The 23,077-nt window shown below is 47.8% G+C and carries 22 protein-coding genes and 1 riboswitch; of the genes, 3 read left to right on the plus strand and 19 right to left on the minus strand.

Translation table 11 applies throughout. The annotated features are described in order from the left end of the window. Window positions 1-28 precede the first annotated feature (28 nt). The 11 genes from purH to purE form a co-directional block, all read right to left on the minus strand. The gene (purH, locus tag GON05_RS00415) at window positions 29-1,576 is read right to left on the minus strand and encodes a bifunctional phosphoribosylaminoimidazolecarboxamide formyltransferase/IMP cyclohydrolase (RefSeq protein ID WP_181646663.1); all 1,548 of its coding nucleotides are present in this window, start codon (window positions 1,574-1,576) and stop codon (window positions 29-31) included. A gap of 45 nt (window positions 1,577-1,621) precedes the next feature. Further along, window positions 1,622-2,233, minus strand: coding sequence for a phosphoribosylglycinamide formyltransferase (purN, locus tag GON05_RS00420; RefSeq protein WP_157317294.1), 612 nt, complete (start codon window positions 2,231-2,233; stop codon window positions 1,622-1,624). Then, window positions 2,233-3,273, minus strand: coding sequence for a phosphoribosylformylglycinamidine cyclo-ligase (gene purM, locus GON05_RS00425; protein ID WP_127455585.1), 1,041 nt, complete (start codon window positions 3,271-3,273; stop codon window positions 2,233-2,235). The genes purN and purM overlap by 1 nt, the downstream gene beginning before the upstream one ends. Window positions 3,274-3,334: 61 nt before the next feature. Next, window positions 3,335-4,867: an amidophosphoribosyltransferase gene (gene purF / locus GON05_RS00430; protein WP_157317295.1), complete on the minus strand. Its 1,533-nt coding sequence runs from the start codon at window positions 4,865-4,867 to the stop codon at window positions 3,335-3,337. Continuing rightward, window positions 4,852-7,095: a phosphoribosylformylglycinamidine synthase subunit PurL gene (gene purL / locus GON05_RS00435; RefSeq protein WP_157317296.1), complete on the minus strand. Its 2,244-nt coding sequence runs from the start codon at window positions 7,093-7,095 to the stop codon at window positions 4,852-4,854. Before purL ends, purF begins: the two co-directional genes overlap by 16 nt. Beyond that, a complete protein-coding gene (gene purQ, locus GON05_RS00440) occupies window positions 7,073-7,768 on the minus strand; it encodes a phosphoribosylformylglycinamidine synthase subunit PurQ (RefSeq protein WP_127455582.1) in 696 nt (231 codons plus the stop codon). The genes purL and purQ overlap by 23 nt, the downstream gene beginning before the upstream one ends. A gap of 27 nt (window positions 7,769-7,795) precedes the next feature. Then, the gene (gene purS, locus GON05_RS00445) at window positions 7,796-8,035 is read right to left on the minus strand and encodes a phosphoribosylformylglycinamidine synthase subunit PurS (protein WP_079414612.1); all 240 of its coding nucleotides are present in this window, start codon (window positions 8,033-8,035) and stop codon (window positions 7,796-7,798) included. Between the two features lie 30 nt (window positions 8,036-8,065). After that, on the minus strand, window positions 8,066-8,965 hold the full coding sequence (locus tag GON05_RS00450; RefSeq protein WP_181646664.1) for a phosphoribosylaminoimidazolesuccinocarboxamide synthase: 900 nt from the start codon (window positions 8,963-8,965) through the stop codon (window positions 8,066-8,068). Between the two features lie 33 nt (window positions 8,966-8,998). After that, window positions 8,999-10,294: an adenylosuccinate lyase gene (gene purB / locus GON05_RS00455; protein ID WP_157317298.1), complete on the minus strand. Its 1,296-nt coding sequence runs from the start codon at window positions 10,292-10,294 to the stop codon at window positions 8,999-9,001. 26 nt (window positions 10,295-10,320) lie between these two features. Continuing rightward, window positions 10,321-11,496 carry a 5-(carboxyamino)imidazole ribonucleotide synthase gene (purK, locus tag GON05_RS00460; protein ID WP_157317299.1) on the minus strand — a complete coding sequence of 392 codons (1,176 nt, stop codon included), beginning with the start codon at window positions 11,494-11,496 and terminating at the stop codon, window positions 10,321-10,323. Then, entirely contained in the window at window positions 11,493-11,978 is a 486-nt protein-coding gene (purE, locus tag GON05_RS00465) for a 5-(carboxyamino)imidazole ribonucleotide mutase (protein WP_127455578.1), read from the minus strand. Before purE ends, purK begins: the two co-directional genes overlap by 4 nt. Before the next feature lie 136 nt (window positions 11,979-12,114). Further along, a riboswitch (purine riboswitch) is annotated at window positions 12,115-12,216 on the minus strand. 309 nt (window positions 12,217-12,525) lie between these two features. On the opposite strand from purE, the gene GON05_RS00470 reads away from it, so the two are divergent. Continuing rightward, the gene (locus GON05_RS00470; RefSeq protein WP_157317300.1) at window positions 12,526-13,611 is read left to right on the plus strand and encodes a stalk domain-containing protein; all 1,086 of its coding nucleotides are present in this window, start codon (window positions 12,526-12,528) and stop codon (window positions 13,609-13,611) included. Window positions 13,612-13,704: 93 nt separating this feature from the next. Here the strand turns inward: GON05_RS00470 and GON05_RS00475 are convergent, their stop codons facing one another. From GON05_RS00475 to GON05_RS00490, 4 genes are all read right to left on the minus strand, one after another. Beyond that, entirely contained in the window at window positions 13,705-13,977 is a 273-nt protein-coding gene (locus GON05_RS00475; protein ID WP_157317301.1) for a Fur family transcriptional regulator, read from the minus strand. Window positions 13,978-14,469: 492 nt separating this feature from the next. Then, window positions 14,470-15,447 (minus strand): pectinesterase family protein, encoded by a 978-nt coding sequence (locus GON05_RS00480; RefSeq protein ID WP_157317302.1) that lies wholly within the window; start codon window positions 15,445-15,447, stop codon window positions 14,470-14,472. Between the two features lie 29 nt (window positions 15,448-15,476). Further along, window positions 15,477-16,400 (minus strand): polyprenyl synthetase family protein, encoded by a 924-nt coding sequence (locus GON05_RS00485; RefSeq protein ID WP_157317303.1) that lies wholly within the window; start codon window positions 16,398-16,400, stop codon window positions 15,477-15,479. A 54-nt stretch (window positions 16,401-16,454) separates the two neighbouring features. Then, window positions 16,455-18,785, minus strand: coding sequence for a sensor histidine kinase (locus GON05_RS00490; protein WP_157317304.1), 2,331 nt, complete (start codon window positions 18,783-18,785; stop codon window positions 16,455-16,457). A 73-nt stretch (window positions 18,786-18,858) separates the two neighbouring features. Between GON05_RS00490 and GON05_RS00495 the strand changes: the two genes are divergently transcribed. Then, on the plus strand, window positions 18,859-19,044 hold the full coding sequence (locus tag GON05_RS00495) for a hypothetical protein (RefSeq protein ID WP_157317305.1): 186 nt from the start codon (window positions 18,859-18,861) through the stop codon (window positions 19,042-19,044). 247 nt (window positions 19,045-19,291) lie between these two features. Here the strand turns inward: GON05_RS00495 and GON05_RS00500 are convergent, their stop codons facing one another. Both GON05_RS00500 and GON05_RS00505 read right to left on the minus strand, forming a co-directional pair. After that, window positions 19,292-19,714, minus strand: a complete 423-nt coding sequence (locus GON05_RS00500) for a hypothetical protein (RefSeq protein WP_157317306.1) — start codon at window positions 19,712-19,714, stop codon at window positions 19,292-19,294. Between the two features lie 118 nt (window positions 19,715-19,832). Continuing rightward, window positions 19,833-20,210 carry a hypothetical protein gene (locus tag GON05_RS00505; protein ID WP_157317307.1) on the minus strand — a complete coding sequence of 126 codons (378 nt, stop codon included), beginning with the start codon at window positions 20,208-20,210 and terminating at the stop codon, window positions 19,833-19,835. 183 nt (window positions 20,211-20,393) lie between these two features. Between GON05_RS00505 and GON05_RS00510 the strand changes: the two genes are divergently transcribed. Beyond that, entirely contained in the window at window positions 20,394-20,831 is a 438-nt protein-coding gene (locus tag GON05_RS00510) for a hypothetical protein (protein WP_157317308.1), read from the plus strand. An 85-nt stretch (window positions 20,832-20,916) separates the two neighbouring features. Here GON05_RS00510 and GON05_RS00515 read toward each other — a convergent pair whose 3' ends face one another. Both GON05_RS00515 and GON05_RS00520 read right to left on the minus strand, forming a co-directional pair. Beyond that, window positions 20,917-21,894, minus strand: a complete 978-nt coding sequence (locus GON05_RS00515) for an aromatic ring-hydroxylating dioxygenase subunit alpha (RefSeq protein WP_157317309.1) — start codon at window positions 21,892-21,894, stop codon at window positions 20,917-20,919. A 21-nt stretch (window positions 21,895-21,915) separates the two neighbouring features. Next, on the minus strand, window positions 21,916-23,070 hold the full coding sequence (locus GON05_RS00520; RefSeq protein WP_127455572.1) for a BMP family ABC transporter substrate-binding protein: 1,155 nt from the start codon (window positions 23,068-23,070) through the stop codon (window positions 21,916-21,918). Window positions 23,071-23,077 lie beyond the last annotated feature (7 nt).

A 23,077-nucleotide genomic window follows, 5' to 3' on the forward strand; every position in this document is an offset into this window, starting at 1 on the left:
ACTCGAATCGTGAGCATTCTCAGTTGTTTTAGTGTTTGAAGTGACGAACGCCCGTCATAACCATCGCGATTCCGTTCTCGTTCGCTACGCGAATGGACTCTTCATCTTTGATCGATCCACCCGGTTGGATAACCGCTGTGATGCCTGCTTTCGCAGCCATTTCAAGCGTGTCGCCCATTGGGAAGAAAGCATCGGAGGAAAGAACAGCGCCTTTCGATTTGTCCCCAGCTTGCTCGATGGCAATTTTAGCCGCACCGACACGGTTCATTTGCCCCGCACCTACACCAACCGTCATGTCGTCAGCGACAAGTACGATGGCGTTAGATTTAACGTGCTTAACTACTTTCCATGCGAAAAGCAATTGCTTCATTTCTTCTTCTGTCGGCTGACGTTCGGAAACAACCTTCAGATCCGCTTCCGTCAGTTGGTAAGCATCGCTGTCTTGCACGAGCATGCCGCCTTCAACGGTTGTAACAACTGGCTCCGCCTTCCGGCCAGCCACTGTATCTAAGCCGACTACTTTCAGCAGACGGATATTTTTCTTTTTAGAAAGGATATCAAGTGCTTCTGGTGTAAAATCTGGCGCAATAACGATTTCCAAGAAAATCTCATGCAGCAATTGCGCTGTTGCTTCGTCAACCGTACGGTTCGCAGCTACGATACCACCGAAGATGGACGTAGGGTCAGCGGCGTACGCTTTTTGGTAAGCTTCCAGCACGTTCGTACCGATACCTACACCGCAAGGATTCATGTGCTTAACTGCAACTACGGCAGGCTCGCTGAATTCCTTAACGATTTGAAGCGCCGTATTGGCATCATTGATGTTATTGTAAGAAAGCTCTTTGCCGTGAAGCTGTTCAGCCGTTGTAATGTTGCCAGCAGCTGCATTCGGCTTGCGGTAGAAAGCCGCGCTTTGATGCGGGTTCTCTCCGTAGCGAAGCTCTTGCATTTTCTCGTAAGTGACTGTGTAACGCTCTGGGTAAGGCTCGCCCATTTGTTTGGACAAGTAATCAGCAATCAAAGCATCGTAAGAGCCTGTGTGACGGAACACTTTAGCCGCAAGTTGTTTGCGCGTTTCAAGCGTTGTATCGCCAGTCTCTTGTACTTCTTCAAGCACCTTGGCATAGTCCGCTGCATCAACAACAACAGATACGAACGCATGGTTCTTTGCCGCTGAACGAAGCATGGTCGGACCACCGATATCGATGTTCTCTATAGCGTCTTCGTAAGAGACATTCGGCTTCGCAATCGTCTCAGCAAAAGGATACAAATTCACGACAACCAGATCAATATAATCCAGGCCCAGCTTCTTCATGCTCGCTTGGTGCTCTTCGTTGTCACGAACTGCCAACAGACCGCTGTGAACAGCCGGATGCAGCGTTTTGACGCGGCCATCCATGATCTCAGGGAAGCCTGTAACCTCGGAAATCCCGATAACCGGAACCCCTTTATCCTTCAACAAACTTTGCGTACCGCCAGTAGAAATAATCTCAACGCCCAGCTTCGCAAGCTCGCTCGCGAACTCAACGATCCCCGTTTTATCGGACACGCTGATCAGTGCTCTTTTGATTGCCACGGTTCTTCCTCCCAGAAAAGTAATTTTTATATATATATATAAAACCTACAGCCGAATGCCAACCCTGCGGCCATCCATGATCACGCGGCCCTCGCGCAGCCATCGAATGACCTGCGGCAGCAATACGTGCTCGGCCGCATGAATCCGCTCTGCGAGCGATTCCGCCGTCTCGTGCTCGTGGATCTCCACCGCACGCTGCGCAATGATCGGGCCGGAGTCCAGCCCTCCGTCCACGAAGTGCACGGTGACGCCGGTTTGCTTCACGCCGTACTCGACGGCTTGCTCAATCGCGCGCACGCCCGGAAAGGACGGCAGCAGCGATGGATGGATGTTAATCATCCGGCCGAAAAACGGCTCAACCAGCACATTCGTAATAATACGCATGTAGCCTGCCATCACGACCAGATCAACCTGGCGGTCTTGCAGCTCCTTCAAAATAAGAGCCTCATAAGCCTCGCGATTTGCATATTCCTTGGGACGGAACGCGAACACAGGTACTTTCGCTTCCTTGGCACGCTCCACCACATAAGCTTGCGGACGGTCACAGACAAGAAGCTCGATGCTGACATCAAGCTTCCCCTTCTGTACCTGATCCACGATCGCTTGGAAATTCGAGCCGCTGCCCGAAGCAAAGATCGCTATTCGATAAGGCTGCATTACACCTCAGCTCCTTGGAACGTTACGACACGCTCGCCTTCAGTAACAACGCCCAAACGGTAAACTTTCTCGCCTTGCGCTTCCGCTGCGGCAATTGCTTTCTCCGCATCGTCTGCATTCACGATAATCACCATCCCGATCCCCATGTTGAACGTGCGGAACATATCGTTGTTCGAAATGCCGCCCTCACGCTGCATCAAAGAGAAGATCGGCAGAATCGGCCATGAGCCGTATTGGATATCCACGTTCACGCCGTCAGGCAGAACACGCGGAATATTTTCGATAAAACCGCCGCCTGTAATATGCGCCATGCCTTTGATCGCTACGTCTTCCAGCATCGCCAGAATCGGCTTCACATACAACTTAGTAGGCTCTAGCAGCACGTTGCCAAGCTTATCGCCCAGTTCGTCCACATGCCCTTGAAGCGTGTACCCTTTCTCTTCCAGCAAAAGCCTGCGCACAAGAGAGAACCCGTTGCTGTGCACACCGCTTGAAGCCAGACCTAACACTACGTCTCCAGGACGGATTGTCGTACCGTCGATGATCTTTTTCTTGTCGACGATTCCAACCGTAAAGCCGGCAATGTCATACTCCCCTTGTGCATACATGCCCGGCATTTCCGCCGTTTCGCCACCGATCAGTGAGCAACCAGATTGCGCACAACCGTCAGCGATCCCTTTGATAATAGCTTCGATTTTCTCTGGAACTACTTTGTCACAAGCGAGATAGTCAAGGAAGAAAAGCGGCTCAGCGCCTTGAACAATAATATCGTTCACGCACATAGCAACCGCGTCGATCCCAATCGTATCATGCTTATCCATTGCAAAAGCAATCTTCAGCTTCGTGCCCACGCCGTCCGTTCCAGATACAAGCACAGGCTCCTCATACTTGTCTTTGTTCAAGCTGAACAGCCCGCCGAAGCCGCCGAGGTCCGTTAACACTTCAGGACGGAAAGTCCGTTTGACGTGTTTTTTCATCCGTTCTACTGCTTCGTTACCTGCCGCGATATCGACTCCGGCCTTTTTGTAAGCATCCGACACTTCGCAACCACTCCTTATATTTGTCTATATATATTGGGAGGCCCGAAGCCTCCCCTATCCTTTAATCGCAAGCACAACCAACCTTCGTTACATCCACAATCTCCGTTGGGTACGTATTATCGAAGCAAGCTGTACAGTACCCGCTCTGGGAACCGGCCGATCCTTGACCAATGGAATCGAGCAGCCCTTCTTTGGTTAGAAAATGCAGGGAATCCGCGTTGATTGCCTTACGAATTTCCTCGATAGAGTTCATCGCAGCGATCAACTCTTTCCGATCCGGTGTATCAATGCCGTAGTAGCATGGATTCATGAAAGGCGGGGAAGAAATCCGCACGTGCACTTCTGTAGCTCCAGCTTCTCTAAGCAAATTAACAATGCGAAGGGACGTTGTGCCACGAACGATGGAATCATCGATCATCACAACACGTTTGCCTTCAACTACTTTGCGAACGGCGCTCAGCTTCATTTTGACACCTTGTTCACGAAGCTCTTGGCTAGGAATGATGAACGTCCGGCCCGTGTAGCGGTTCTTAATCAACCCCAGCTCATAAGGGATACCCGTTTGTTCAGCAAAACCAATTGCCGCCGAGATACTGGAATCCGGCACGCCGGTTACTACATCCGCATCAACGAAAGCTTCCATCGCCAGCCTTTTCCCCATCCGCTTACGCGCGGAGTGAATGTTTACCGTATCGATGTCGCTGTCCGGACGAGCAAAGTAGATATATTCCATCGCACAAATGGCGCGTCGGCCGCTCTCCGTGAACTGCTCGGAACGGAAACCGTCGCGATCGAGCACGATGAGTTCGCCTGGTTGAACATCGCGGAAATACGTAGCTCCCACCGCATCGAAAGCGCAAGACTCGGAAGCGAACAAGTAGGAATCGCCGAGACGGCCGATCATGAATGGACGCAAACCGTTCGGATCAAGCGCAGCAATCAATTTATCTTTGGTGATAATCAGGAAGGCAAATCCGCCAATCACTTGCGTCAAAGCGTCTTTGACCGCATCCACGATATCGTCATGCTCCGAACGGGCAATCAGATGCGCCAGAACTTCCGTATCGCTTGTCGTTTGGAAAATCGAACCCTTACGCTCAAGTTCGCGTTTGATAATGTTCGCGTTATCCAAGTTACCGTTCGTCGCAATCGCAAGATCGCCTTCACGATATTTGAAAACTAACGGCTGTGCATTCGCCAGCTTGCTTTCGCCTGCAGTCGAATATCGTACATGTGCAATCGCTGTGGAACCTGTCAGAGGTGACAAATTCTCGTTCGTAAATACCTCTTTGGCAAGCCCCATACCGCGATAGTAGTTAAACTTGCCGTCTTCTACCGTACAAATACCAGCGCTTTCCTGTCCACGGTGCTGCAAAGCATGAAGGCCATAGTAGCATAGAGAGGAAGCTTCGGAATGACCATACACGCCGAAAACGCCGCACTCTTCATTCAGCTTATCAAACAATCCGCCATGGCCGCCTACACCTTCGTTGAAGTACTCCCCTGTCCAAAGCTCGTGCTGCTGATCCCCTAGATTAACCAGGGGAGCCGCAGGTAGCTTTAGGGCCTTGGATTGTTTTATGCCATTAGACATGGAATCGCATCCTTCCAGACTTTCGCCAGCTCGTTTACCGGAGACTGGAGACGCTGTTCGTTGTTGATTTTAACAGTTAATTCTGTACCCGTAACCGTTCCGATTTCTTGATAAGGCACGCCTTGCGAAGCAACCCAGTGCTTAAGGGCATCCGCTTTGTCCGGGGAAGCACTTAGCAAAATACGGGATTGCGATTCGCTGAACAATGCGAAATCAGGACGAAGCTCGGAAGCTACGTTAACCTCAGCACCTACACGGCCGCTTATGCAGCTTTCCGCCAAAGCAACGGCCAAGCCGCCTTCGGACAGGTCATGCGCAGAAGCGACAAGACCTTCTTGGATCGCTTTAAGCACTGTGTTTTGAAGGCGTTTCTCCACCGCCAGATCAAGCACTGGAGGACGGCCTTCGGTTACGCCGTGAATCACATATTGGAATTCGCTGCCGCCGAGTTCTGCTTTCGTCTCGCCGAGCAGGATGATGATGTCGCCTTCTTTTTTGAAGCTTTGCGTCGTGATGTGGTCGATGTCATGCACCAGACCTACCATCCCGATAACCGGTGTCGGGTAAATTGCGCCTTTGGCGTTCTCATTGTAAAGAGAAACGTTACCGCCGATAACCGGCGTATCCAAGAAGCGGCAAGCTTCCGCCATACCGTCAGTGGATTTCTCCAACTGCCAGAAGATCTCAGGCTTGTCAGGGCTACCGAAGTTCAGGTTGTCCGTAACAGCCAAAGGCTCAGCACCGGAGCAGACAACGTTACGCGCTGCTTCGGATACCGCGATCCGTCCGCCAACTTCCGGATCCAAGTACACATAACGTCCGTTGCAGTCGGTTGTCATCGCAAGACCTTTGCGCGTGCCGCGAATGGTCACAACCGCTGCATCCGATCCCGGACGCACAGCTGTATCCGTACGAACCATGTGGTCATACTGGTTGTAAACCCACTCTTTGCTCGCTACCGTCGGGGACGCGAGCACCGATTTCAGCGCATCCGTCAGCTTCGTTACCTCTGGGTAACGCGTCGTGTCGATCGCTGCGCTTGCTTCATAATAAGCCGGAACCTTGCTCGGCTTATTGTAAACCGGGCACTCATCGACGAGTGCGCCGACAGGCATGTTCCCCACGACTTCACCGTGGTGGATCAGCTTCAGGTAACCGTCGTCGGTTACCTTACCGACTTTCGCGCAGTGCAGACCCCAGCGCTCGAAAATGCCTTTCGCTTGCGCCTCATGCTTCGGCTCAACAACGAACAGCATGCGCTCTTGCGACTCGGACAGCATCATTTCATAAGCTGTCATGCCTTCTTCACGCTGCGGAACTTCATCCAGGTAAAGCTCCATGCCGTTGCCGGCTTTACTTGCCATCTCCGCGCTGGAGCAGGTAAGGCCTGCAGCGCCCATATCTTGAATTCCGAGCACGATGCCGGAATTGATTAACTCCAAGCACGCTTCCAGCACAAGCTTTTCCATGAACGGATCGCCCACTTGTACCGCTGGGCGTTTCGCTTCGGACTCAGCCGTCAATTCCTCGGATGCGAATGTCGCACCGTGGATACCGTCGCGGCCTGTTGCCGGACCGACGTAGAAGACAGGGTTGCCTACACCTTTGGCAACACCGCGTTGGATTTTGTCGTGGTCGATAAGACCAACGCACATCGCGTTAACGAGCGGATTACCTTCGTAGCTCTCGTCGAACATCACTTCGCCGCCGACTGTCGGAATCCCGATACAGTTACCGTAACCAGCGATACCGGATACAACGTGCTCGAACAGGTACTTCACGCGGTCATTTTGCAGCTTGCCGAAACGCAAAGAGTTCAATAAAGCCACCGGGCGTGCGCCCATGGAGAAAATATCACGAATAATACCGCCCACGCCTGTCGCCGCGCCTTGGTAAGGCTCGATCGCGGAAGGGTGGTTATGACTTTCAATTTTGAAAACAACCGCTTGGTTGTCCCCGATATCTACGATCCCTGCGCCTTCGCCAGGTCCCATCAGAACGCGAGGTCCTGTAACCGGGAATTTACGAAGAACAGGTTTGGAGTTTTTATAAGAACAATGCTCGGACCACATTACGCTAAATACGCCGATCTCCACATAGTTAGGATTACGTCCAAGGAAGCCGCAAATTTTGGCAAACTCTTCGTCCGTTACGCCCATTTGTTTGTAAATTTTCTGTTCCGCGATTTGTTCGGCTGTTGGTTCCTTAGCGGATAGCTGCTGCGTCATGTTTTTCCCTCCAAGCACTTAGAATAGATGTGAACATTTTCTTGCCGTCTGCGGAGCCCAGAATCTCATGAATGGCGCGCTCCGGATGGGGCATCATACCTACAACATTGCCCGCTTTGTTGCTAATTCCGGCAATATCGTCAAGGGATCCGTTCGGGTTAGCCCCTGCTTCATAACGGAAAACGATCTGATTGTTTTCTTGCAGTTCTTTCAGTGTAGCATCGTCACAATAGTAGTTGCCTTCGCCATGTGCGATCGGAATATTGATAAGCTCACCTTCGGCGTAATCACGCGTGAAGGCCGTTGTGTTGTTTTCCACTTTCAAAACCGCTTGGTGGCAGCGGAATTTCATGCCGTTGTTGCGAAGCAAAGCGCCTGGCAGCAATTTAGCTTCCGTCAAGACTTGGAATCCGTTACAAATACCTAGAATGTATTTGCCTTCTTCCGCCGCTTTAGCCACAGCTTTCATCACATTCGTAAATTGCGCGATCGCTCCGCAGCGCAGGTAATCCCCATAAGAGAATCCGCCCGGCACGAGGATGCAATCGTATTTGGACAAATCGTCCGCCGTATGCCACACATAATCAACCGGTTGTCCGATCGTGTCTTCAACTGCTTTGTAGCAGTCGATGTCACAGTTCGATCCCGGAAATACAAGAACCGCAAAATTCATGACGTTTCCTCCCTCTCCTGATCTCTATTAGGCCAACTCGTAGCGGTAGTCTTCGATAACTGTGTTCGCTAGCAGCTTCTCGCACATAGCTTTCACGCGTGCTTCCGCTTCTGCTTTATCCGTTGTTCCAAGTTCCAACTCCAAATATTTCCCGATGCGCACTTTACCAACTTCCTCGAAACCCATGGAATGAAGCGCTCCTTGCACCGCTGTTCCTTGCACATCCAATACGTTCTGCTTAATCGTTACGTAGACCGTTGCTTTCATTTTCTATTCTCCTCCTCGTATGTGCTTGCTCTAATTTTTTGAATCGACTAAACGGTGCAAAATCTCTTTGTATCGGTTCGCAGTCTCTTCCACGACAGATGCTGGAAGCTCATCCGGCTCACTGTTTTTGTCCCAACCAGAACCCGCCAAGTACGTACGAACAGGCTCTTTGTCCATGGAATCAATCTCGATATCCAAGGCATATTTATCTTCCGACCAATAACGAGAGGAATCCGGCGTGAAAATTTCATCAATAATAATCAGTTCACCCGCATAAAAGCCGAATTCAAACTTCGTATCCGCTAAAATAATGCCTTTGCGCTCACAAATGGAATGAGCTAGCGTATAAAGCATGATGCTGCGCTCTTGCAGCGCGTACGTTAACTCTTCGCCAACCAGCTCAACCATCTGTTCGATGGAGATGTCCTCGTCGTGGCCGACATCATTTTTCGCCGCTGGGGTGAAAATAGGGTCCTGCAGACGTTGGTTTTTGCGCAATCCTTCAGGCAGCTTACGGCCGTTGATCTCGCCGGTTTTCTCGTACTGTCTCCAGCCGTTGCCTGTGATATATCCGCGAACGACGCATTCGATGGAGATGCGCTCCGCTTTTTTCGCTACAATGATACGCTCTTTCAGAAGCTCTCTCGCTGCCGCATCCGGAATAATATCTTGGAGCAGCTCGACATCCGTGTGAACGATATGATTTTTCATATAACCGCTAGTGATATCGAACCAGTACTTGCTGAGCGCGTTAAGCACGTATCCTTTGTCAGGAACACCCGGCTTCAAAATGTAATCAAAAGCTGAAATCCGATCCGTCACGACGATCAGGAAATTTTCACCCAAATCATACAGCTCGCGTACCTTGCCTTTGTGTACCAGAGGCGCTTTTACGAGTTCAACCGCTGAATCAAGGATTTTACCTGCCACAGACAACCCATCCCTTCTCTCCCAAAGTGCCTTCTATTTCAAACCTAAACGGTCAAAGATTGTAGTCACATGTTTCAAATGCCAGCTTGGATCAAAGCAATCCGCAATTTCAGCCGGGCTCAATACTTCGGTAATTGTACGCTCATTCTCTACGATGTCACGGAACGAACGTTGCTCTTCCCAAGCTTGCATCGCTCTAGGCTGCACGGTATCGTAGGCTTGCTCACGGGAGAAACCTTTGTCGATCAGCTTCGTCATGACGCGGCCAGAGAAAGGCACATCGTACGTGCTGCGCATATTGCGTTTCATGTTCTCTGGGAACACCGTCAAGTTTTTGATGATGTTGCCAAGACGGTTCAGCATATAGTTCAGCAATTGTGTAGCATCCGGAAGGATGACACGCTCAACGGAGGAGTGCGAAATGTCGCGCTCATGCCAAAGCGTCACGTTCTCGTAAGCAGAAATCATATGCCCGCGAATGACACGGGATAGACCGGAAATGCTCTCGCAACCGATCGGATTGCGTTTGTGCGGCATTGCGGATGAACCCTTTTGACCTTTTGCAAACGGCTCTTCCACCTCGCGGAACTCACTCTTTTGAAGGGCACGAATTTCTGTCGCGAATTTGTCCAGGGACGTAGCAACAAGCGCCAGAGTAGCCATGTACTCAGCATGACGGTCACGCTGAAGTGTTTGTGTGGAAATCGGGGCTGCTTTCGTGCCAAGCTTCTCGCACACGTACTGCTCTACGAACGGATCGATGTTCGCGTAGGTGCCTACTGCGCCGGAGATTTTACCGAATTGTACGCCATCAGCGGCAAAACGGAAACGCTCCAGGTTACGTTTCATTTCCTCGTACCACAGCGCCATTTTGAGTCCAAACGTCGTCGGCTCTGCATGCACACCATGCGTTCTGCCCATCATGGCTGTATCTCTATGTTCAATCGCTTTATTGCGAAGGATTTCTATGAAGTTTTGAATGTCTTTGTCCAAAATCTCGTTGGCTTGTCTTAGCAAGTAACCAAGTGCCGTATCTACAACGTCTGTTGAAGTTAATCCGTAGTGAACCCATTTGCGCTCAGGCCCCAGTGTCTCGGATACCGCTCTTGTGAAAGCAATCACGTCATGACGCGTTTCTTGCTCTATTTCGTAGATGCGGTCGATGTTGAAGCTTGCGTTCTCGCGCAGCACTTTCACATCTTCTTTCGGGATTACGCCTAGTTCAGCCCAAGCCTCACAGGATAAAATTTCAACTTCGAGCCATGCTTGAAACTTGTTTTGCTCAGTCCAAATGCTCGCCATTTCGGGGCGTGTATAACGTTCGATCATTTTGCCGTTCCTCCAATAGTTATCATTTACTTACTTTCCCAAATCGTCGTGCGTTCTATCCAAGTCAGTGCTTGCTGCACATCGCTTGCCAGCAAATTGATATGTCCCATCTTGCGTTTCTCTTTTGCTTCCTTTTTCCCGTACAGATGAACCTTGGCGCTAACGCCTAAGTCTGCATCCTCCAAGAAACCGGGCTGGTCGATCAGACCGTTAAGCGGTTCGATATGCTCGCCGAGCAAATTCACCATAACCACTGGGGATAAAAGCTCCGTCGAGCCTAACGGCAAGTTGCAAATGGCTCGAACATGCTGCTCGAACTGTGACGTACGGCACGCTTCCATCGTGTAATGACCGGAATTGTGCGGACGCGGCGCAAGCTCGTTGACGTATAGCTGGCCATCCTTCGTCAGGAACAGCTCTACGGCGATCAATCCGATCACGCCAAGTCCTTCGGCGATTCGCGTCGCCAGCTTCTCGGCTTCCTGCTGCACATCCGCTGGGATGCGGGCAGGCACGATGGATTGATGCAGGATGTTATGTACATGTATATTTTCCGCTGCTGGGAATGCCTTCACCTCACCGCGAGGGCTTCTTGCTGCAATAACGGATAATTCTTTATCAAAATGAATGAATTGTTCGAGAACGAGCTCGGTTTTGGCACGGCTCAGCGTTTCGTAGGCTTCCTCTACTTCATCTAAAGAGCGAATGACCCATTGGCCTTTGCCATCGTAACCACCCGTTGCCGTTTTGAGCACACACGGTGTGCCGAACTTGATGACCGCGACTTTCAGCTCTGCGGCGCTCTTGATTTCTGTATAAGGGGCAACCGGAACGCCTGCCGCCTCAATAGCTCTCTTCTCGCGAAGGCGATGCTGAGTCGTATATAAAAGCTCGCTTCCTTGCGGAACATAGGACTCATTCATAAGAATGCTAGTCACGTGAGCGTCCACGTTCTCGAATTCGTAAGTGATCACATCGGATAATGCCGCAAGCTTCCGCGCCGCTTCGACATCATCGAAGTTCGCAAGAATCTGTTCATCTGCGACTTGTCCGCATGGCGCATCCTCTGTGGGATCGAGCGTTACGAAGCGATACCCCATGTTGCGACCGGCCAAGGCCAGCATGCGGCCTAGTTGCCCGCCGCCCAAGACGCCGATCGTGCCGCCGGGCTTGATGACCTTACCACCTGTTGCCTCTGTCATAACAGGTCACTGCTTTCCATCACCGTTTGCGCAATGCGCTCGCGGCGGGCTCTGACCTTCGCTTGCAGCTCAGGCTCGAAAGCGCCCAGGATTTGCGCAGCCAGAAGGCCTGCATTCGTTGCGCCTGCATGCCCGATCGCCACCGTAGCAACCGGAATGCCGCCCGGCATCTGCACGATCGAAAGCAAGGAATCGAGACCGTTCAGCGTCGATGTTTTGACTGGAACACCAATAACCGGAAGCTCCGTTTTGGCTGCTACCATTCCTGGTAGATGTGCCGCTCCGCCTGCTCCGGCGATAATGACTTGAATGCCGCGGCCTGCCGCTGCGGCTGCATATTCGAACATCAGATCCGGCGTTCTGTGCGCGGAAACAACCTTTTTCTCATAAGGCACTCCCAGCTCTTCCAACATGTCGCATGCGTGCTTCATCGTTTCCCAATCCGACTGGCTTCCCATTATGACACCAACACGTACCGTCATCACTAACCCACTCTCTATTGTATGGTAAATATGGTCAAACCCTCTAAACCAAAAAATGCCCAGAGCTAGAATACATGATTCTATCCGCTGGACAGCAAAAGAACCGAATGCAAAAAGACCATCATCTTCCTATGGTTTCCCTCATTCGCTTCCTCGTAGTCCAAAAATTCATGGTTTTTGGGTAGAAACTTTCAGGCCTTATCCCTGATTTTATACGAGTTGATTCGACATTTTCAATTAGTGCGGCTTCATTTCCCGCTTCCCTAGTTTACTACCAACTGACGTGTCATGTCAATTTCAAAAAACGAACGATTTTTAGGTAAATCTTTTGAATAGTTCGTTTTTTGCTGTTTTTTTCTCCAAAAACTAACTTTTGATTCATTCTTTCTATTTTCACTCTCACATCAGGGTTAGACTTGTTCGGTATTCGGGTATAGAATAGAAATAGACCCTCATCTTTTTTTCGACAAATCCGAAGAATACCACAAACTTTTCCCCACAAATATCGTCTAATTAAATAGATGACTTCAAAAAGGAGAGAGTTCAAATGAAAAAGAAGATGTTCTCAGCAAAAATCGCATTGGCTACAGCCCTGCTAGTCGCTGCAAGTTCTGCTCTTCTCCCGCAGCAGGCAAGTGTGTATGCCCAATCCGACAGCGTGGATTTCAGCGTACAGCTCGCAACGATTAATATTCAAATCGGCGATCAACAGCTTAGTGTGCCTGGCGGAAAATCGAAGGATGGGGACACTTATGTCGGCCTCGCTTTTCTTAGCAAGGAATTGGGCTTGACGACTTCGTGGGATGCAGCGACCAAAACCGTCACTGTCAGCGGGCCTAACAAGACAATGAGCATGCAAAACCAAAGCACGCAATACGCGCTGAATGGTCACACCTTTTTCGCACCTCTGCCTCCCGTCATTATCGATGGAACTACCTACTTGCCGCTTCGTCTGCTGCTGGAGCAAATGGGCTACAAGATCGGTTACAATGATGAGAGCCGTGTCGTGAGTATTTCTAAAGTCAAAGAAAACGAGCTTAAGCTGACGAACAAGTCCGAGACGCAAACGAAGAGCGATAACCGAAGCATCAGCTTGCAGTATCCTCAGATCGAAGGCTGGGCGAATTCAGCTGCTAGCACGAAAATTAACACATTCATCCAAAATGAGATTGCCAAATATAGAGCCGCGGCCATCCAACAGTTAGCTGATCTGACCGAGGATATCAGCGGGACTGAACCGGATTTTCCGAATACGTTCGATGTCAATTATCGAATTACTTATAATCAGGACCATAAGCTAAGTCTGTATTTTATCGTTTACACTTTCTCTGGCGGTGCGCATGGGTTCTATTCCTGGGACGCCCATACGTTCGATCTGGATACGGGGAATGAGCTGACTCTTCAGCAGGTGACTTCGAATAACACGACCTACAAGAGTATTATCAATCAAGAGATTAAGAAGCAATTAAAAGCGAATGATTATGAACTTATTGAACCGTTCGAATCGATTCGTAACGATCAAGGCTTTTATTTAAAAGATGACACCGTCGTCGTTTATTTCGGGCTTTACGAGTATGCCCCTTATGCGCTCGGAATTCTGGAGTTTCCGATTCCGTTGTCTGATTTTAAGTGAGAATAGCAAAAGCGCCCCATCAACTACGCGAAGCTGTGAGAGAGCTTCTTCGTAGCGTTGGGGCGCTTTTTTTGTTTTAACCACCGCTCATGCTTATGAGCTTAACGCGGCTTCATACCGCATGGAGCTTCCGATCATGGTCAGCTCCTTCACCAAACCTAGCTGTTTGAACACATGCAGGGAGCTGTTCACCGTCATCGCATTGATCGTCGGATATTTGACGACTAATGCTTCACAAATCTCTTTGACCGTTGTGTAACTACCTTGGTCGTACATAAATTCCAACAGCGCGTAACGCTGCGGAGTTAAGGGAATGTTTTTGGCGCGCATGCGCTGCAGCGCTTGATTCAGATCGTGTTTTGCCATTGTGGAACCTCCTCTGCGATTTATGATCTATTTTTAAGGCGCTTGAGTGCGCTCTTATTGGATAATAACTTCTTATTTATAATTATTATAATATAGTATTCATTTTATTTTAAATGATAACGATTGTCAATGATCTCATGGACTCACTTTTCATAATTAACTCCGATTCCTCCAGCTAATTTCAGTGAATACTGCATTTTTACCCAAATAACTGCAGTTTCTACCACTAATTCCGCCAGATCTAGCAGGTTTCATCCAGTTACACGTGATTTAGATGGAGCTTCTGCCGCTATTTCATCCCCTGCCACCGAGCAGTGCAGAATAACGGTAGTTTTTCCATCTATTCGATCCGAAGAACCGCAATCAGTGCGGTCCCCTCGTAACCGAGCCTCCGAGTCGCAACCCAAAAAAGCCGATACCCCAAACCGCAAACGCGATTGAAGCTATCGACTTTCTATTTCAACTAATGCCCTCGATACCGAGAAGTGCGTGTCATCCACGCCGATCAACCCATGCAGCTCGTGGACTCCATCCATCCCGCCCCGCAAGAATGCGGTCAACGTCAAGCGCCTCCGCCTCCTGCTCCGTAAGCTGCTTGGACCATTCCACCCGCTCCCCTACATCCGCGCCAGGCCCGGTATTCCCATACTCGGCGAAAGTAAGTGCCTCGACACTTTCCCGCTCGTTCCATCGGTCCCAGCCTGCCTTCTTCACATGCGGGCCCAGCCAGCAGCGCACGAATGCCACCTTGGCGTAATTCCGCCAAGGCCTTCCAAGTCCGACTGATTCACTAGGCGCATCCCCCGTCAGTTTACAGCCAATAAACACGTATCCGTATTGAACGTCTTCAGACGTGGACGCGGCTGTCACCCAGCCTTTGCCGGAAGACACAATCTCACAATCCATAAATACCGCGGTTGCCGAGCCGAAAATAAAATCGACATCACCTCGAATATAGCAGCGCTCATAGTACTGACGTATGGGGCGCGGCGCTATGCCGTCACGCGGACCTCCGAAAGTCGAACGGTCTCGCGGTTGTGGCGGCAGCGGACCCGTAAACAGCGTATCCTGATGCCCGATGAACCGGCAATCCCGGAAGGATACCCTGTCTCCGTCCACGTAGGCGGCCAACGCTTGCCCGACATCTTCCCCTTTTCCCGCCGTATTCTCGAAAGTGAGATGCTCGATCATGACATCATCCGCACCAATTAAGGCCGTATAGGAATGAAAGGTGTGATATGGCTCGCCATTAGGAAATAATTTTTTCGCATAATCACCGTTCGTAATCATCGTCGTCTCTGCCGACTCACCAATCAGTCTGATGCACGGTTTCGTGATATGCAGCTTTTCTTCATATACGCCACTTCTCACATAAATGACCGTTTCTTCCGCTCTCTCCTCAGCAAGGCTATCGATTGCGTCCTGAATACGCATATAATCGGCGGTTCCGTCTGCGGCTACTATGATCATCCTTTATCGCCCTTCCTGATCGATTATGCTTACTCTTCCACGACAAAACTGCCATACGTCACTTCCCGGAACCTTTCCTTCCAAGGGGAAACTCCTTGCAGCTTCTCATAGATTTCCTCCGCTTTTTGAACACACACCGACTGCACAACCTGTCCATATTCCAGACATCCGGAGTCCTTGATCATTTGTATAAACGCTTCCTTCTCTTGCAAAAGAACATCCGACGAAATTTTCCCGTCATAGTAGTCCTTCAATGGAGTAAACGCCTCATCCTCGACGGAGAGCAAATACAGAATAGGAAGCGTGCGCTTCTTACCGTACAAATCATTTTTCACATCATAGCGGACGATATCGCGCATATCATTCTGAATCTGATGAATGAGCCCGAAACAATCTGCCAGCTCATGAAGCCGCTCGATCGTCTCCCGCGGGGAATCCACCGTCATGTATCCCATATAACAAGCTAAACGAAAAAGAGAGCCGGACTTCTCCTGCGTCATCACCAGATAATCATCCACGGAGACGGCTGCATTCACCACGTCTTTGTGCTGCCCGTTGATCGAGCGTCCAATGATCTTCGTTACCTCGACCAGCCATTCCGGTTTGATCTGCAGCTGCCCCAATTCACCGAAGAATCCCATGATCAACGCCAGAACCGCGTTCAATGCCTCCGCTTGTGAGCATTTCATCCAAGGTTTGTCCTCTTGATCCTGATCCTGCAGATCATCCACAACGTCCAAGATTAAATTGGCCAACTCCGCGAGTGCCGCGTAACGGTCAATATGCGGTGAATCCCCACCCAACATATAGTGCGTGCAAAGTGTGACCTTAGCCCAAGCCCCATTCTCTTTTTCTTTATCCGCAATAAAAGACTTCAAAAGCTCGTTTAAGCCCTTCACCTCAATATACTCGTCCACCAAGCGAACCATATGTTCATTCACACTTTGCTTCATGCTCCATTCGCCTCGCTTTTATCTCTTTCGTTGTTAACGGGCGGACTCACTCATTTAGGCAGAAATAACTTCCTCAATAGGAATCCACATTCTAAATGACGTGCCCTGCCCTTTTATCGTGTTCAAGACCATTTGACCGCCCATATGAATAATTCGGCTTCTAATTTGTTCAATCCCCATGCCAGAAGCTCCGATCTCCTTTTGTACGCCTTCATTTTGAACATTGAACCCTACACCGTCATCCTCATAATAGATATAAAAATAATGATCCGCTTCCTCTACGGTAAACATGACTCTTGCCGCTTGCGAATGCTTCTTTGCGTTATTCAGCAGCTCTTGCACAATTCGGAATAGATGGCGTTTTGTCGGCAAATCTTTGCTTTCTATATAAGCTACTGAGCCTACGTCAATTGATAGCTCGAACGGCGTTGTATAGGCTTCCTTCTCCACGTACATTTGAAGCGTTTGAATCAGTCCTACTTCCCTCAGTAAATGCGGGTTCAACTCAAAACAGCTCTGGCGCAAACTCGCATTAATCATATCTACAAAATTGTTCATGTTATTAAGTTGTTCTTGATCGGACTTTTCCAAGGTACTTTTATCCGCGATGGAGGAAATTCTTCTTTTAAGGAAAAATAAATCCTGCATGGTTGTATCATGCAAATCGTTGGCGATGCGAATCCGTTCCTCTTCTTGCAGCTCAAACATCACCTTACGAAACCACTGGATGTCCTGCGCGACCGCCTCATGCGGAAGCTGTGCGGCAAACTTTTGCAAATTCCCCGTTAACTTGCGTATCAAGTGTACGTTTTCCAGACTAATTTCCAAATACGTCGTAATAAACTGGAGCCACTGCTTCTCCTCTTTTGAAATGAGCATATTGGTCTTCTTGCGTGTCATCACTAAATATCCCGTAAATGCCCCGTGACCCGTTATCTCTATGCTTGTAAAATCAGGATGGTTAGGTAAGGATGCCTCATGGATCAAACGTTCAATTTCCAAAGCATCAATTTCACCTTGCGTAATAATTTCTATTTTTTCATTTTCATGGCGAAATACGATGGCACCCCCAAGAACCTGCAAGGTATTCACAATGTCGATCAGAATAATATCCTTCAACTCTCGCAGTGTGGAGATGGCTCCCAAATTTTTCGATATCTTTTTTAAAGCTAACTGCAGGACATGCTTCTTCGGGAAAAGAAAAGGCTCAAGACGCGTTGTCCCGTACTCAGCTGCATAGAGTAGAAGCGATCCCAGGAATATCGAACCAGCGAAAACAAACAGGATTTGCTTCTCGTTCACCTCGTGGCTAAACAGGAAAGCGTAGATCCCCGTGAACAAGCTGACCGGAATGACCGATACAAGACCAGCAAAGATAAACCGACGAATCACCATGCCAATATCATAAAGCTGATTAGAAGCTATTAAGTAGATAAATGAAATCGGGAACAAGATGATCGTCCAACTCGTATAAATCGCATCAATGACCCAAATGCCAAGAAAAAGTTTTGGAAGAAAAGACAGACATATAATAGGAAATATAGAGATAAACAAAGAAAAACAGACACTTTTTACTATGCTGGATAAGTACGTTTTATCATTACGAACTTTAAAATACATGTAAGCAATCACACAAATGTTAATTAAAAAGCCTATAATGAAAAAAACTAACGTTACAATGCCATCCAACCGATAAAACTGAGTCATTGATGGCATTAAATAAAACCCTCGCAGCATCGCTATCCCTACTAGAATGGCATAAATATATTTGAAATACCCCGTAGCGAATTGTAATTCTCCTTTTTCCTTAAAAAAAGTCACTATAAAATGCAAGAAAACAACCGGTAGTATCATCATAAAAGAGGATATTACGATCTTTCCAAGCAGATCACCTCTAATCGAGGCACCTAGACTCATATAAATTAACCCCATCGCCACAAAAACAACGGAAAGCAACCTGGCAGATGGAGAACGGCGCAATTTCAATAAGAGGATACAGGCTAAAAATATACAGATAGATTCCTCTGCTAAGGGAATCACATCATAGAGAGTCGTACTATTTTTTACTATTTTAAAATCATGATCAATTCCAACTCTGGATATAAGCAATGTGTTTGCTTGTTCAATAGCGCCCCATTTGACCACATACTTAGAATCCTCAGGGGGTTTTCCATCAACAAGCTTTACAACATCTCCCACTCTAATCCCTAATTTAGCGCTTGCACTCTGCGAATGAGCCTCTGTTACCTCCCATTGATCTGCCTTATTCAAGGCTACCATGATTCCGATATATGGCGAATGAAACGTTATATAAGAACACCAGATTTGCAAGAATGCAAATATTGCGACAAAAAAACTAAATATATACGTTTTTCTAGTATCCATACTACACGTCCTCCAAACATTTGATATAATCAAATAGTAGTTAAAAAATTGTTGAAGGGAGTCTTTCTACACAATGACTATCCAATTAGCCTCTAAGCTGCACGACGTTGTTCACATGCTTAAAAATCTTGAACTAAACCCAGTATCAAACCCTCTAGCAGTTGCTGGTGCCCTTTCTAGAGAGGAATCGTCAGCGATCATGAAAACCTTTACAACAAGAGAGAAAAAACAAACCGAACCAATCTGCAACTGGTTCTAATCCCGTTGTCTTATTTTACCAAAATCAAAAAGGATTGTATAACCAGCTTTTGGCTGTTATACGATCTTTTTTGCATTTCTTCATACGAAAAGTTGGTCATGCCAGTCTACTACTCTTGCGACGTGAATCAGTATAACAAATAATATGTTAATTAGTACACATATGGAATATATTTGAGCCGGCTCTGACTATGATATAAATAAAAAATCTCCCAAAAGGGAGACCTAAAAAGTAATAATCATTCTTACTATTTGTTTGATTCATAACTATTTGAACTCGGTGCTGATTCCACTGCATTTTTAAGTGCATTTCCAAACTTAGTCAGCTCATTTTGACTGGATTTCAGTAAGAATAATTTCCCCTGATCTTCAAAAGTTAGTAAGTATAGATCGGTGTCGTACTCGTAAGTCCAGTGTAATTCAAGATGTTTTTCATAGTGATGGAAATCACCGTTTTTTTTGTCTAATGGAAAATTCATCATCAAGTTAATAAATGAAAAAAGAGTTTGATTTGTCCAGCCCATATCTATAGTTTTTTCAACTGCTTTCTCTCTATAGAAAGTAATAAATATTCTACTTCCTTCATTCTCTTCAGGATAATGGTGCAAAATCTCAAAATGAATTTCTATACACGATGTATCATTTAATTCTTTTAGAATAGCAAGATTCATTTTATTTACCACCTTTTATTTGAAAATCCAACTTGCTAACGCGCATATATCGTTTTTGCATTGCTACTAGAATAAAAAACGAGTTAATCATATGATGTGTTAACCCGTATAATACCTCTCAGGATAATGTGGAGTTTATTGTTCTGATCCACTGCTCTATAGTTTCATCCACCCCATCTGCCTCTATGTATTGCAAATGAGATATCTTTGGCGACCATCGTCCACCTCCGAAAGTAAGGAATATACGATACTCTTTTTTTACACTTTGATTCTTAAGTGTGACATATACGCTGCCTTCAAGTGCATTATCACTTAAATTTACTCGAAGATTACGATAATCAACTAAACTTAAACCATCTTTCTCTAACATAAGGGTTTCCAAAAAATGAGTTGCTGCGGATCTCCCTTTAATAGCGGGAACTATTTGATAAGTAGATACAGCGGTAACATATAAAAAAATAATTACAGCAGATACGTAAAGTAGTTTTTTCTTCAAATTATCTGCCCCCTGGTAGGGAAATCTCTATATAAAAGTTTGAGTATATAACTCCAATTAATTCCAACTAATTACAGATAGAACATTATTACATTTATTGGAATTTGTAAAGTGGTACATGACATAAATTGAAATACACGTGAAAAGCTTATAGCAATTTTAGTAATTAGAGAGGAAGCATAAATGAAGATATTATTATTTCACTTATGGATATGTTGTTGCTTATTTTTTAGTTCCTGCGACTCCATATTTAGTAATATTCACAATAAGCCTCTGCCTACTTCTACAGCCCATGTTGAAAACACTGATATTATAATTCCAGCTAAACTTCATACCTACCGATGGGGAGCAGAAACGGATTATGGCGATTCGGCAGCAAGTGATGTCGATGCCCAACCTATTGTCGTACCACCTGATTCAAAAATCTTAATCTCGTTTAATAGACTACCTGATAAAATAGGTAGAATCCATCAAGTCCTTAATGAAAAAGACGTTATAGTACTAGACAATTCAAAGAATGAAATTCTCGTTCCACATGCTAGTGGAGTTCACACTTATTCATATAATGCTGAATGGCCTGAAGGAAATGTTGCGTATGTAATCAAGGTGGAGGTGAAATGAATAGACCGTCTAGTAGCCACGAATAAAAAAAGACTACCAAAAAGGCATCCCCTGCCTCTTCGATAGCCCTACTTATTTAACCACATTAAGCAGTCCCAAATGTGACGCCCAACTCCCTTAACCGCTTGCGATACGCAATACTTAATCGGTCCGTGTTCAAATGCAGCTCCGCCTGCAAATCCAACGGCAGCAGCTCCGGCTTCTGATTTTCAACCATTTCGCGATCCTGCTCGATCAGCAGGTCCTGGAACTGGATGAAAATATCATCCGGCTCCTCATACGCATAGTTACGCTGCTTGAGCATAAAAGCTTGGCTGCGCTGCTCGGATTCCGGCAGCACCATGAGGAACAAACGGAAGATATGATCCGTATCCCGATCTCTTTTCGTAAAAGCAACGCTAAGCGGGCCATACACTTCGTACACGTAACGGCTATGTACCCCACGACCCGTCCCATCGGGATCGGGTTGGTAGACGACGATTTCCTCCGAGGTGAGGACACCGTCCTCCTCATGCACCTGATAATCGCCAATTTCAGCATAATCACTATCGCCCAGCAGACCCTCATGAACAAACATAAGGTGGGAGACATCGAGGAAGTTCTCAATAATACGAGGACCTGCGGCTTGCAGGGTATACGGTCCCATCCATACTTCTTTGAAGCCCTCCGGGATATAAGCGCTCACCTTCGACATCGGCCCTTCCGGCTGCCCCAGGCATACCCAGACAAATCCGTGTGCCTCTACACAGGAGTAGACAAAAGCCTTTGCTTTCGAAGGAATAGCCCGATTGGCAGGCAGTGAGGGAATTCGCGTGCATGTCCCACAGCCATTATAAGACCAGCCATGGTAAGCACACACCAGTTCATCTGACTTGACTTTGCCCAGTGAGAGCGGTACGCCCCGATGAATGCACAAGTCTTTGAAGGCGTGAACGCCGTCAGAAGTGCGGAAAACAGCCACTTTTTCCCCCAGTACAACGACAGGAACCGGTCGATCCGTCAGCGCCGACGACAACAATACCGGATGCCATTCATCAAGAAGCGTCTTATCTTGTATCGTCATCGTCCCACAACCTTTCCCACATTATTTTGGAATGACACCTTTAATGCCCTTAACAAACCACGTTGTACCAAGGATTTCCTCGTCTGTCATCTTTTTGCCCTGTTCAAATCGAACTTTGCCGTCTTGATCGACAATCGGGCCTTGGAACACATCGAAAGTCCCCGCCAGAATCTCCTGCTTTTTCTTCTCGATAAGCTCCTTCACGTCAGCCGGTACATTTTTGCCAAGCGGTGCCATTTCCGTGATGCCTTCCTTCATGCTGCCAAAGTAGGCTTCGGACTTCCAAGTGCCGTCCATGACGCTTTTCACCGTTTTCACATAATAAGGGCCCCAATTCCATTTCGGGTTGGAAATGTACGTTTCCGGAGCGAAGCGACCCATGTCGGAATCGTTGCCGATCCCCCAAACCTTGCGCTCAGCTGCCGCTTGAATGCCAGCAGGCGAATCTTGATAAGCAGCCAGCACGTCAACACCTTTGTCCAGAAGAGAAATGGCCGCTTGCTTCTCCGTTGCCGGGTCGAACCAGGTGTTACTCCAAACAACGGAAACGTCCACGTTCGGATTCACGCTTTGTGCGCCCAAGGTGAAAGCATTAATGGTATAAATGACTTCCGGAATCGGGAACGCGCCCACATAGCCCATATGATTGTTTTTCGTCATTTTGCCTGCAGCCATGCCGACGAGGTAGGCGCTTTGATATTCGCGTCCCATGTACGTCCCCATGTTAGGCAGTGTTTTGTAGCCTGTGGCGTGGAGGAATTTCACATTCGGGTGCTTTTGAGCCACGTTATACATCGGGTCCATATAACCGAAAGAGGTTCCGAAAATGATATCGTTTTTCTGTGCCAATTCTTCGAAAACCCGCTCCGCGTCAGGGCCCTCAGGAATATTTTCAACCGTAGTCGCTTTAATACCCAGCTCTTTCTCCATCATCAAACGGCCCTGATCATGTTCATAAGTCCAGCCTCCGTCACCGGGCACTCCGATATAAACAAAGGCGACTCTAGGCAATTTTTTCTCTGTAGGTGTTGAAGGGGTTGTGCCCGCAGTTGAAGCCGCCGCAGGGGAGCTCGCTGGTGCTGTCGTGGTGCTCGTCGTGGATGTGGGTGAACTGGAGCAAGCGGATAAGATCACTAGGAAGATAGCAGTTAAGGACAACATCAGTTTTCTTGGCATTATGGCT

Source organism: Paenibacillus anseongensis, assembly GCF_009757995.1.
Taxonomy (GTDB): Bacteria; Bacillota; Bacilli; order Paenibacillales; family NBRC-103111; genus Paenibacillus_E; species Paenibacillus_E chondroitinus.

What these genes read in the sequence shown, in the direction of transcription:
- GON05_RS00515 (WP_157317309.1), bottom strand. Translation starts at nt 21,894, where the DNA reads ATGACGATACAAGATAAGACGCTTCTTGATGAATGGCATCCGGTATTG.
- purF (WP_157317295.1), bottom strand. Translation starts at nt 4,867, where the DNA reads ATGTCTAATGGCATAAAACAATCCAAGGCCCTAAAGCTACCTGCGGCT.
- GON05_RS00510 (WP_157317308.1), top strand. Translation starts at nt 20,394, where the DNA reads ATGAAGATATTATTATTTCACTTATGGATATGTTGTTGCTTATTTTTT.
- GON05_RS00470 (WP_157317300.1), top strand. Translation starts at nt 12,526, where the DNA reads ATGAAAAAGAAGATGTTCTCAGCAAAAATCGCATTGGCTACAGCCCTG.
- purE (WP_127455578.1), bottom strand. Translation starts at nt 11,978, where the DNA reads ATGACGGTACGTGTTGGTGTCATAATGGGAAGCCAGTCGGATTGGGAA.
- GON05_RS00475 (WP_157317301.1), bottom strand. Translation starts at nt 13,977, where the DNA reads ATGGCAAAACACGATCTGAATCAAGCGCTGCAGCGCATGCGCGCCAAA.
- GON05_RS00520 (WP_127455572.1), bottom strand. Translation starts at nt 23,070, where the DNA reads ATGCCAAGAAAACTGATGTTGTCCTTAACTGCTATCTTCCTAGTGATC.
- purN (WP_157317294.1), bottom strand. Translation starts at nt 2,233, where the DNA reads ATGCAGCCTTATCGAATAGCGATCTTTGCTTCGGGCAGCGGCTCGAAT.
- purL (WP_157317296.1), bottom strand. Translation starts at nt 7,095, where the DNA reads ATGACGCAGCAGCTATCCGCTAAGGAACCAACAGCCGAACAAATCGCG.
- purB (WP_157317298.1), bottom strand. Translation starts at nt 10,294, where the DNA reads ATGATCGAACGTTATACACGCCCCGAAATGGCGAGCATTTGGACTGAG.
- GON05_RS00485 (WP_157317303.1), bottom strand. Translation starts at nt 16,400, where the DNA reads ATGAAGCAAAGTGTGAATGAACATATGGTTCGCTTGGTGGACGAGTAT.
- GON05_RS00490 (WP_157317304.1), bottom strand. Translation starts at nt 18,785, where the DNA reads ATGGATACTAGAAAAACGTATATATTTAGTTTTTTTGTCGCAATATTT.
- GON05_RS00480 (WP_157317302.1), bottom strand. Translation starts at nt 15,447, where the DNA reads ATGATCATAGTAGCCGCAGACGGAACCGCCGATTATATGCGTATTCAG.
- purQ (WP_127455582.1), bottom strand. Translation starts at nt 7,768, where the DNA reads ATGAATTTTGCGGTTCTTGTATTTCCGGGATCGAACTGTGACATCGAC.
- purK (WP_157317299.1), bottom strand. Translation starts at nt 11,496, where the DNA reads ATGACAGAGGCAACAGGTGGTAAGGTCATCAAGCCCGGCGGCACGATC.
- GON05_RS00495 (WP_157317305.1), top strand. Translation starts at nt 18,859, where the DNA reads ATGACTATCCAATTAGCCTCTAAGCTGCACGACGTTGTTCACATGCTT.
- purS (WP_079414612.1), bottom strand. Translation starts at nt 8,035, where the DNA reads ATGAAAGCAACGGTCTACGTAACGATTAAGCAGAACGTATTGGATGTG.
- GON05_RS00500 (WP_157317306.1), bottom strand. Translation starts at nt 19,714, where the DNA reads ATGAATCTTGCTATTCTAAAAGAATTAAATGATACATCGTGTATAGAA.